Source organism: Flavobacterium cyclinae (assembly GCF_021172145.1).
Taxonomy (GTDB): domain Bacteria; phylum Bacteroidota; class Bacteroidia; order Flavobacteriales; family Flavobacteriaceae; genus Flavobacterium; species Flavobacterium cyclinae.
Genome location: NZ_CP089095.1, coordinates 728,182 through 739,496, shown reverse-complemented (window position 1 = coordinate 739,496; position 11,315 = coordinate 728,182). Strand labels below are relative to the sequence as shown.

The window sequence follows — 11,315 nt, the reverse complement described above, 5'->3', positions numbered from 1 at the left end:
ATATTTTTGTCAAAAAAAAGTATGTTAACAAAAAGTTACAGTAATTTAATATTAGAATGCGGCACCGATGAAGCAGGTAGAGGATGCCTAGCCGGCCCAGTAACTGCCGCAGCTATTTTGCTTCCTGAAAATTTTCATTTAAACTTACTTAATGACTCTAAACAATTATCAGAAAAAATTAGAGAAAAATTAAAACCCGAAATAGAATCATTAGCCATTTCTTTTGCAGTTACCCATATTTATCCAAATGAAATAGACGAAATTAACATCTTAAATGCATCTATGAAGGCTATGCAAGAATGTGTATTAAAATTAAATCCAACACCTGAATACATTATTGTAGACGGAAATCGGCCATTAAATGGTAAATTGGGAACAAAACAGAAAACAGGCAAAATTTTTACTAAGGAAGAAATTGAACTTTTAAAATCCATTCCGAACACAAGTATTATTAAAGGTGATAGCAAATATGTAAGTATTGCAGCCGCTTCTATTTTAGCCAAAACTTACCGTGACGAATACATGGATAAAATTCACGAAGAATTTCCGATGTATAATTGGAAAAAAAACAAAGGTTACCCAACAAAAGACCACAGAGAGGCTATAAAAAAATATGGCCCGTGCAAATATCATCGAATGAGTTTTCGATTGTTGCCTGATCAACTGGAATTGGAATTTTGATTTTTACAAAGAGATTAGCAGAGTTTTTTTGATTTTGATTGTGTTGATTAGAGAAACACAGAGCACTTTAGTTGTTTAACTTTAAAATTGAGATTGAACTTGCTTTTGAATTTTAAAAAATCTCTGCTTCAAATAAATTTTGAAAATGTTTAAGAATTTTTTCTTTCACTTCTTGCTCGTCTACATTTCTATTTAATTCAACATGCATTGAAGTAACCGCTTTTCCTTTTATTCCACATGGAATAATATTATCGAAGTATCCTAAATCTGCATTAACATTTAGTGCGAAGCCATGCATGGTTACCCATCTAGAAGCACGAACTCCCATGGCGCAAATTTTTCTTGCAAAAGGTGTTCCTACGTCAAACCAAACCCCGGTTTCACCTTCACTTCTTGTTCCTTTTAAACCATATTCTGCTAATGTTAAAATAATTGCTTCTTCAAGAAATCGTAAATATTTATGAATATCGGTAAAAAAGTTTTCTAAATCTAAAATAGGATAACCCACAATTTGACCAGGTCCATGGTAAGTAATGTCTCCTCCTCTATTGATTTTGTAAAATGTTGCTCCTTTAGCTTCTAATTGTTTTTCGGAAAGTAATAAATTTGAGATGTCACCACTTTTTCCTAATGTGTAAACATGGGGATGCTCTACATATAAAAAATAGTTTGGTGTAGCAATCGAAGTTTCGTCTCTCCTATTTTGCACTTTAATGTCAACAATTTCTTTGAACAATTCTTCTTGATAATCCCAAGTGTCTTTGTAATCTTTATTTCCTAAATCTTGAAGTTGGATTTTTTTGTTCATGATAACCGAAATTGTGTTTTGAAAAGTGACGCAAAGATACGAATAGTTTACTAATTAGTCCTGACAGGAGTGACATCCTTTTTAAAAAAAAGATATAACGGATGGCAGGAACATGGAAACCAAAAAAGCCCGAACTACTCGCTCTTAAAAAAAGTATTCAGTGTTCAGTTGAAAGTTGGCAGTTTTTTAATTTATAGTTACATTTGCACGCTAAAATACAATACTATGCAACTTTCGGAACAAGAAATCATTAGAAGAGACAAATTAAACGCTTTACGCGAACTTGGAATTAACCCTTATCCAGCGGATTTATTTCCGGTAAATCACACTTCAAAGCAAGTGAAGGAAAATTTTGAAGAAGGTAAGAAGGTTATTTTGGCTGGACGTTTGATGAGTGTTCGTGATCAAGGAAAAGCTTCGTTTGCCGAACTTCAAGATAGCGAAGGTAGAATTCAGTTGTATTTTAATCGTGATATGCTTTGCCCTGGTGAGGATAAAACACTTTACAATCAAGTTTTTAAAAAATTGACTGATTTAGGTGACTTTATTGGAATTGAAGGAGAATTATTCATGACAAAAGTGGGTGCAATGTGCGTTCGTGTGGATGATTTTAAAATGTTAAGCAAAACATTAAAACCGCTTCCGTTACCAAAAACTGATGAAGAAGGCCATGTATTTGATGCTTTTACTGACCCAGAACTACGTTACCGTATGCGTTACGTGGATTTAGTTGTAAATCCGCAAGTGAAAGAGGTTTTCATGAAAAGAACTAAACTTTTCACAGCCATGAGAACATTTTTCAATGATGCTGGTTATATGGAAGTGGAAACTCCGGTTTTACAATCGATTCCTGGTGGAGCAGCAGCGCGTCCGTTTATTACACATCATAATAGTTTAGACATTCCTTTATATATGCGAATTGCTAACGAATTATATTTGAAAAGATTAATCGTTGGTGGTTTTGATGGTGTTTACGAATTTTCGAAAAACTTCCGTAACGAAGGAATGGACAGAACACACAATCCAGAATTTACCGCAATGGAAATTTATGTAGCTTATAAAGACTACAACTGGATGATGGAAATGACAGAAAATTTATTAGAATATTGTGCCACTCAAGTAAATGGTACTACAAAAGCTACTTTTGGCGACCATGAAGTTGATTTCAAAGCACCTTACGCAAGAGTAACGATGACTGATGCTATCAAACAATTCACAGGTTTTGACATTACAGGAAAAACGGAAGATGAATTACGTGAAGCTGCAAAATCTATGGGAATTGAAGTAAACGATACCATGGGTAAAGGAAAATTAATTGATGAAATTTTTGGTGAGAAATGTGAAGGTAACTTTATTCAACCAACTTTCATTACCGATTATCCAAAAGAAATGTCGCCATTATGTAAATCGCACCGAGATAATCCAGACTTAACAGAGCGTTTTGAGTTGATGGTTTGTGGAAAAGAAATCGCAAATGCGTATTCCGAATTAAATGACCCAATTGACCAAAGAGAGCGTTTTGTAGCCCAAATGGAATTAGCTGCAAAAGGTGATGACGAAGCTAACGGAATTATCGATGAAGATTTCTTAAGAGCTTTAGAATATGGAATGCCACCTACATCTGGTTTAGGAATTGGAATGGACCGTTTAATTATGTTCTTAACAAACAATCAATCGATTCAAGAAGTATTGTTCTTCCCGCAAATGCGTCCTGAGAAAAAAGGTCCAGAATTAACAGAAGACGAAAAACACATTATCGAAATTTTAAAAGCTAATGAAGGAATTTCGATTGGTGATTTAAAAACTAAATCAGAATTAAGCGGAAAAAAATGGGATGCTGCAAGTAAAGGATTAAGCAAACATGGCTTGATGCGTGTTGTTGTAGATGGAGATAATAAAATAGCAGAATATTTAGGAAAATAACAAACAACTACTTTTAAGAAAGACTTCAATTATGGAGTCTTTTTTTATATATTTACAAAAATTCAACTCTCTCAAAATGAAAAAATTATTTCTGCTTATTTTGTTTTTACAAAATCTGATTTTACTAGCTCAAAACCCTTCTTTTACTTGGAGTGAAAGCCAATCTCCTATTGATAATGAATTGAATTATTCTATTCAAAATTATATTGATGGCAAACGTATTTTTAAGGTTAAATCCATCTACAATGATAAAATTTTCAACAAAGATGTTTTTGTTGACATTTTTTCAATTAATGATGATTTCGAAAAGGACGAAAGTAATTTTTCTATAAGTGTAGACCAGCCTTTAATGGGTAAAAACATGCAAACGGTCAGTCATCTTTTTTATCTTAACAATAAAGATTATGTTTACTTTTTAACTGAGTTTAATAATGAAACAAAAGATTTTGAATTATTTACTCAAAAAGTAAATTTTGACACGGGCACTAAAACAAAAGCCGTTTTTCTTACTAAAATGCCTGCAAAAAACATGTTTAATATTGGTGATTATTTTATTGCACAATCAGAAAACAAACAATATTATGGTGTAGTTTCAAGACCTATTGGTGACAAAAAACTAAATGAAAAAGTTACTCTTTATGTTTTAGATGCAAATTTCAAAATTATTAAATCATTAGAACACGAATTTAATTTCACAACTAAACAATCTTTTGACATTGATGTATATGTTTCAAACAATGGAAACGTAGCGCTAACAAGAGAAATTGATTTACCAAAAACCAAACCTTTTAAAACAATCTATTTTTGGAATAAAGAAGCATCAAATATATTGGAATATAATTTAAAGCAAGATTTAGATTTTCAGGTTTCTCAATTTAAATGGAAAGATAGCGAAAATGGTTCTTATTTTTTTGGCGGAATTAATGATGGAAAACGAAAAGTAACAATAGATTTAGGAGGAGCACTTCCAAAAGGAAATCCACTAAATACACTATTATTTATGCATTTTGATTTAAATGGAAAATTACTTTTAGATGAAAAAATTAATATTGAGAAACAAAACAATCTAAATTTTGAAGAAGTAATTATAAAGGATAATAAGATTTGGTTACTATTTAACGAACTCTACACTGGAACAAAAAGTTTACCGGCACCAGACAAAACAAAACCTTTAGAAAGACCTACAGAATATTCTTATTTATCAACTGGCTATAGTGTAATAAAGTTAGATGCTACTTCAGGTAAATTGGATTGGTATACGAGAATTAACAATATGGAACCAAAAACAATAAATGACAATGGTGATCATTTAAAATATTTACATTTCTTTAGAAACAACGAATTAATTTTGATATATAATGATTCTAGAGATATTAATATTAATACCAAATATTATACTAAAGATAGTCGATTTGTTGTAATGAGTGTAATTAACAATGATGGAAAAATCATTAATACGAAAGATATTTCAAATTCAGGAGTTGGTAAAAATTATAATTTTTGTTATGAGCTAGATTTATCAATTGCATTACCAATTGACCAAGACACATATGTTGTTCGATCACGTTGTGGGAATTCGGCTCGTTATGGATTTCTAAAATTTAATTAATAAAATTTTCATAAAGCATTAAACTTTATCAAACTAGTATTGTCTTATACATATAACTTTAAAATCACAAAAAATGAAAAAATTAATTTTAGTTGCATTTATATTTTTATGTAACATATCAATCGCTCAAAGTAGAAAATCTTTTGAAATGACTCCTGAGCAAGTTGCTGAACTTCAAACAAAAAAAATGACCTTGGATTTAGATTTAAATGCAAATCAACAAAAAGAAGTAAAAGCACTTTTATTAGAAGAAGCTAAAAAAAGAGAAGCTATCAAAAAAGAAATGAATGCTAGAAGTGAAGAAGAAAAAAATTTCACATCAGATGAAAAATACAAAAAACAAATTGAAATTTTAGATAATCAAATAGAATTAAAAGCTAAAATGAAAAAAATCCTAAGCCAAGAACAAATGGCAAAATGGGAAGAACACCAAAGTCAAAGAAAAGAAAAAATTGACAATGCTAAAAGAAAGGCAAAAAAACACAGAGAAGAAAAATTTTAAATTGTATTTTTTTTGTTTTATTTGTCAAAATAATTTAGTTTTGACAAACTTTAAAGTAAATTTTACATAAATTATGAAAAAAATAATCATTGCATTCGTGTTCTTTATTGGCATTTCTACTGTTGCAAATGCTCAAGAAATTAAAAAAGCTAAAACTGAACAAAATACAGAAGTTAGACAATCAGATTTTAATGATTTAGCAAAAAAAGAAGCTTATTCTTTAGCTAAATTATTACAATTAGATGAACAAATGACTAAAGATTTAAATGGTTTGTTTTTATACAAATACAACCAATTAAGCTTAGCAAAAAATGAAAATGAAAAGGAACAAATCAGTGCGCAAATTGATGCAAAATTAAGAGCTACTCTTACTCCAAGTCAAATGGAAAAATTAGCAAGTCAAAAAGATTTATTACATAAATTAACACATTAAAAAAATGTCCCGATATCGGGACATTTTTTTTATAATTCCTTTGCAACTTCGGCTATTGCATTAATTGTAAAATCTAAATCATCATAACTTAATGCATCTGTAATAAACCAAGTTTCATAAGCTGATGGCGCAATATAAATTCCTTGTTTTAATAATCCATGGAAAAACTTTTTAAAAGTTTCATTATCACCATTTTTAGCAGTTTGAAAATCAAAAACAGGATTAGCATCAAAATGAACTGAAATCATAGACCCCACTCTATTTATTGTAAAAACAATATTGTTTTCATTAAGAACTTTTCTAATCCCTTTTTCTAGGTATGCTGTTTTTTGGTCTAATCGATTAAAAATCTCTTTATCAGCATTTAAAGCTTTTAACATTTCTAAACCTGCTACCATAGCTAAAGGATTCCCAGATAATGTACCCGCTTGATATACCGGACCAATTGGTGCTAAATAGTTCATTATTTCTTCTCTTGCTGCAAATGCTCCCACAGGTAATCCACCACCAATTACTTTTCCAAAACAAACAATATCGGCTTGTATGTTATACAATTCTTGAGCCCCACCTTTTGCTAGTCGAAATCCAGTCATTACTTCATCAAAAATAAGTAATATTCCATTTTCTAAACAAATTTCTCTCAAGGCTTCTAAAAAACCTTTTGTAGGCGGAACACACCCCATATTTCCTGCAACAGGTTCAATAATAATAGCCGCGATTTGATTTTTATTTGCTTCATATAAGGCTTTTACATTTTCAATATCATTGTAAGCCGCAAGTAAAGTATCTTTTGCCGTACCTTCTGTAACTCCAGGAGAATTTGGCACACCAAATGTACTCAATCCACTTCCTGCAGCAATTAAAAAAGAATCAGAATGCCCGTGATAACATCCTGAAAATTTTATAATCTTGTCTCGTTTTGTAAACCCTCTAGCTAAACGAATAGCACTCATACAAGCTTCTGTACCTGAGTTAACAAATCTTATTTTATCAATATTTGGAACCATCGAAACTGCTAATTTGGCAATTTCAGTTTCTAACGCTGTTGGCATACCAAAAGAAGTTCCTTTTTTTGCTTTTTCAATTACCGCGTTAACAACAGGTTCGTAAGCATGTCCTAAAATCATAGGACCCCAGGAGTTGATGTAATCAATTAAACGATTACCATCTTCATCATATAAATATGCTCCTTTTGCTTCCTTAACAAAAATTGGAGTTCCTCCAACACCTTTAAAGGCTCTAACTGGAGAATTAACACCTCCAGGAATTACATTACATGCTTCTACAAATAGTTCGCTACTTCTTTTATAAATCATTTCTTAATTCTTAATTTTTGACCAATTGAAATGGTATTATCTGATAAATTATTCATTTTCTTTATCTCATTTATCGAGATATTAAACCTTTTTGATAAGGAATATAAAGTATCACCTTGTTGAATCGTATAAAATTCGTCTCCATCTGAAACTAGGTTTGTGTCATTTGAAAAATTTGAATCTTGACCCAATACTTCATTATCGTATTTAAATAACTCATATCGTTCAATTAGTCCAATTAATTTATCTGGATATTTAACATCTGTTGCATAACCGGCTTCTTTTAAACCTCTTGCCCACGATTTATAATCCCCTTTATTCAATTTAAATAATTTAGAATAGCGTGATCGAGTTGTTAAAAATAATGAATGGTCTCGGTAAGATTCTGATGGATGATTATACTTTCTAAAACATTCTTGAGCAGCATCATCATCATGGTGAATGGTTTCTCCTGTCCAACCACTATGACATTTAATTCCAAAATGATTATTAGCCGTTTGAGCCAATCTACCTTTACCGGCACCAGATTCTAAAATTCCTTGCGCTAAAGTTATACTTGCAGGAATTCCATGGATCTTCATATTGTTTTTTGCAATTTCTTTAAAATTATCAATATAATCTCTAACTTCTTCTGCATAGGTTTTAACATTTGAAGTAGCCTCCAAAGTCTCTTGTGAATTATCTTTAGTTTTGATTGATACTGATTTAGTTTCGGTCTTAGTGTGTACAGTTGGTTTTTTATTGATCGAAACTTTTGTTTTTGTAGTGGTTCTAACTACAGGCTTTGAACTTTTACAACTGATTATAAAAAGGGCTAACACAAATAAAACCAATTTACTTTTCGCCATAATTTAATATTTCTTTGTTATTTTTACTTAGTACAAAATTCATACCTTTTATCCCTTGCAATCCACCAGTATGAATAATCAAAATTTTTGAGTTTTCTGGAAAATATCCCTCTTTGATTTTGTCAAGGACACCAAATACCATTTTACCAGTGTAAACCGGATCTAATGGAATACTTGTTTGTGTGTAAAATGAATTTAAAAAATCAATCAATTCATTTGAAACTTTACCATATCCACCAAAATGATATTCATCATTAATCTCCCAATTGTTATTAGAGACAAAATTACGAATTACATCAGACAAAAAACTCCCTTTTAATGAAGAAAATCCGATTATGTATTGATTTTTATTAGATGAATTTATTAAACCCGACAATGTTCCTCCTGTTCCAACTGAACAAACCACATGAGAAAACCCTTCTTTGTCTTCTTTTGTCAATATTTCTTCACAACCTTTAATAGCTAAATTATTAGTACCTCCTTCAGGAATTAAGTAAAAATTTCCAAAAATGGTCTGTAATTTTTCTTTAAAATTAGTGTTTTCTTTTTCACGATAGTCCGACCTAGAAACAAAATAAAACTTCATTCCTAATTCTTGTGCTTTTATTAAAGTAGGGTTTTCATGAATTTTAAACTCTATTTCTTCTCCCCTTATTACACCAATAGTTGAAAACCCAAATTCAGCACCCGCTCCAGCAACTGCTAAAATATGATTTGAAAAAGCTCCACCAAAAGTTAACAAAGTAGAATGACCCAATCGTTTAGCTTCTTGAATATTATATTTGAGTTTTCTAAATTTATTTCCAGAAATGATTGGATGTAACAAATCTTCTCTTTTAATAAAGAGTTCAATATTATTTGGAAAAGATAATGGTATTTTTTGATTAATTGAGTGCATAAAAAAAGCAGCTAATTAAAGCTGCTTTCAAATATACAACAATGTGTATTATTTATTTATTGTAAATTGATATTTTCTTAGAAATGCTCAAATTATCATTTGTAGCTAACTTAACAACATAAACACCCGTACTATAACTTGATGTTGAAATTTTATATTCTGATACAGTACCAATATTTTCTTTTTTGATAATTAGTTTACCCGTAACATCATATAATTCCAAACTTGTAATATCTTTATTTTGAGTATTGTACAACATTAAAGCTTCATTTTCATTATTTTGAGCTACAACAAACATTGCATCTACATCTTCAAGTGGAGTTGATAGTGTAGTGTTTTTAAATGTAACTTCAAATTGAGTTTTATTATCTCCAGCTGGAAGCGTCATATCAAAAATACCATTCTTGATATCGTAATAAATATCATTTACTTTATCGTGTAGATAAACTTCTTGGTTTTGATCAAAATTTACTACATCTTTAACTTGTACTTTAAAATTCGTTGCACTTGCGCATCTAAATCCAACAGGAATTCTTTTATTGATATCAAATTTTACAGCATTCGCAACATACTCATGAGGCATATCATTTAATATATAATAAAATTCTGCAGCTTCAGAAGATGGAGAACGACCATCAGCACCATAGTCAAATCCATCTGTTGCAGTATCTAAAAACGCAATTGTAGTAGGACGTACACCGCCATTATTATACATAGCATGAATTCTAATGTATGGTGCAGGACCTTTTTTAATTTGAGTATAATCGATACCGGCTACATTTGGAATTTCAGGATAATATTCAGAATCAGTATTTGTTACATCTGAATTTGAATTATTTCTAGCAAATTGAGACTGACTAGCAACACCTTCTTTTACAAAAACTCTAAATGCATTTTTCATTGTCACATTTCCGTTTGCCGTACCCATAACCATAAAACCTTGCCCTACAGGTGAAAATCTTCTTTCAAAAGACGTGCCAGCACCAAAAGGAATTCCTCCAGTTTGATTTCCAGCACCATCGTAAGTCCAAAAAGCAGCAGGTGTATAAATTTGCGTTACAGGATTATAAATTCCATAACCTCCTTGATATTGACTTAAAATATGAGTATTAACAACTACTTGTTCCCAAAAATAAGCTTGTCCATTAATTACAGCAGCATTAGAAGGATCTAATAAATAAGAATTTAAATCAATAGCACTTGGATAAGGATTTCCAACCAATGTAAAATTTGAAGCTGAAACTGAAGCTGTTATTGTACCATCATTGGGTTTACCTCTAAAGTCATAACGTTGTCTGCTTCCTGTATTGTTCTGAACATTCTCAGTTGCATCTGCAATTGTAGCATCTGTACCTGAAGTCCCTTTCATGGTAAAACCTTCACCCGCATTAATTGCTGTAGCAGCTCCCACATAAGCCCATTGTGCATAAGCATTAGACGTTATGAATTTCCAAATCCAATAAGGCGCAATAGCCAAAGGATTGGCAGTACCATTATAATTATTGGTTGCCAAAACGGTTGCAGGAGTACTAGCTGTTAATCCTGTTGGACGGTTTAACATGGTAATTCCGAAAGCTTCATTTCCGATTGCCGCCGTAGCATTTCCGACTGGTGAACACCAATAGTTATATTGAAAATTATTCACTGTCCCTTCTTGAAAAACAGATAATTTACCAGCTCCTGTATTTGCTCCAGCACCAGTAGAACCTTGTAATAACTGTGAATTATTTCTAAGAAAGAAATTCCCGTTGTTTTGCAAATTAACATCTTGTTCAACATACATAAACTGATTATTCACAAAAACATAACTATTAGGACTAACATACATCTGAGAGAAAACAGAAAAACATGTTAAAAACCCAAACAATAAAAGTGCATTTTTCTTCATAGTGCTGAAATTAAGTTTAGTAGCGTGCAAATCTACACAATAAATTTAATCTAATTATAACAAAAAATCATTTTTTTAAACTATTTATAACAAAAACCCAACTTTTTATTAACAATTTAAAAAAATAAGTTCAAACAAAATGACAATGACTAAATTTTAATGCACAAATAAAATACTTTTTATATGATCTAGAAAATTAAGCATAAAAAAATGAAATATTTACAAATTACCTCATATTGAACACCTTACAAGTTAAACAAATCTTAAAAAAATACAATTTTTCTTATAAAAAAAACGCATTTTTATAACAATTATGACTCATAATGTGATTTTGACGAAAAAACCAAACATTACATCGTTAAAATTTTTGCAGTGATAGTTTTCAACATACATTTGCATCAGAAACAGT

The 11,315-nt window shown here is 30.7% G+C and carries 10 protein-coding genes; 5 read left to right on the top strand and 5 right to left on the bottom strand.

The window, feature by feature from the left end:
* Positions 1 to 21: 21 nt before the first annotated feature.
* Entirely contained in the window at positions 22 to 681 is a 660-nt protein-coding gene (gene rnhB, locus LOS86_RS03480) for a ribonuclease HII (RefSeq protein ID WP_231843257.1), read from the top strand.
* A 112-nt stretch (positions 682 to 793) separates the two neighbouring features.
* Here the strand turns inward: rnhB and lipB are convergent, their stop codons facing one another.
* Entirely contained in the window at positions 794 to 1,489 is a 696-nt protein-coding gene (gene lipB / locus LOS86_RS03475) for a lipoyl(octanoyl) transferase LipB (RefSeq protein ID WP_231843256.1), read from the bottom strand.
* Between the two features lie 225 nt (positions 1,490 to 1,714).
* Here lipB and lysS point away from each other — a divergent pair, with 225 nt between their 5' ends.
* The 4 genes from lysS (at position 1,715) to LOS86_RS03455 (ending at position 5,956) form a co-directional block, all read left to right on the top strand.
* Positions 1,715 to 3,412 (top strand): lysine--tRNA ligase, encoded by a 1,698-nt coding sequence (lysS, locus tag LOS86_RS03470; RefSeq protein WP_231843255.1) that lies wholly within the window; start codon positions 1,715 to 1,717, stop codon positions 3,410 to 3,412.
* A 76-nt stretch (positions 3,413 to 3,488) separates the two neighbouring features.
* Positions 3,489 to 5,021 carry a hypothetical protein gene (locus tag LOS86_RS03465; RefSeq protein WP_231843254.1) on the top strand — a complete coding sequence of 511 codons (1,533 nt, stop codon included), beginning with the start codon at positions 3,489 to 3,491 and terminating at the stop codon, positions 5,019 to 5,021.
* Positions 5,022 to 5,094: 73 nt separating this feature from the next.
* Positions 5,095 to 5,523, top strand: coding sequence for a DUF4890 domain-containing protein (locus LOS86_RS03460; RefSeq protein WP_231843253.1), 429 nt, complete (start codon positions 5,095 to 5,097; stop codon positions 5,521 to 5,523).
* Positions 5,524 to 5,596: 73 nt separating this feature from the next.
* On the top strand, positions 5,597 to 5,956 hold the full coding sequence (locus tag LOS86_RS03455; protein WP_231843252.1) for a hypothetical protein: 360 nt from the start codon (positions 5,597 to 5,599) through the stop codon (positions 5,954 to 5,956).
* 29 nt (positions 5,957 to 5,985) lie between these two features.
* Here the strand turns inward: LOS86_RS03455 and hemL are convergent, their stop codons facing one another.
* Genes hemL through LOS86_RS03435 form a run of 4 tightly spaced genes read right to left on the bottom strand, consistent with a single transcriptional unit; the run spans position 5,986 to position 10,906 of the window.
* The gene (gene hemL, locus LOS86_RS03450) at positions 5,986 to 7,272 is read right to left on the bottom strand and encodes a glutamate-1-semialdehyde 2,1-aminomutase (RefSeq protein WP_231843251.1); all 1,287 of its coding nucleotides are present in this window, start codon (positions 7,270 to 7,272) and stop codon (positions 5,986 to 5,988) included.
* Positions 7,269 to 8,120: a glucosaminidase domain-containing protein gene (locus LOS86_RS03445; protein WP_231843250.1), complete on the bottom strand. Its 852-nt coding sequence runs from the start codon at positions 8,118 to 8,120 to the stop codon at positions 7,269 to 7,271. The genes hemL and LOS86_RS03445 overlap by 4 nt, the downstream gene beginning before the upstream one ends.
* Positions 8,107 to 9,018, bottom strand: coding sequence for a 1-aminocyclopropane-1-carboxylate deaminase/D-cysteine desulfhydrase (locus LOS86_RS03440; protein WP_231843249.1), 912 nt, complete (start codon positions 9,016 to 9,018; stop codon positions 8,107 to 8,109). Before LOS86_RS03440 ends, LOS86_RS03445 begins: the two co-directional genes overlap by 14 nt.
* Positions 9,019 to 9,070: 52 nt before the next feature.
* A complete protein-coding gene (locus LOS86_RS03435; RefSeq protein WP_231843248.1) occupies positions 9,071 to 10,906 on the bottom strand; it encodes a DUF8693 domain-containing protein in 1,836 nt (611 codons plus the stop codon).
* Between the last annotated feature and the right edge of the window lie 409 nt (positions 10,907 to 11,315).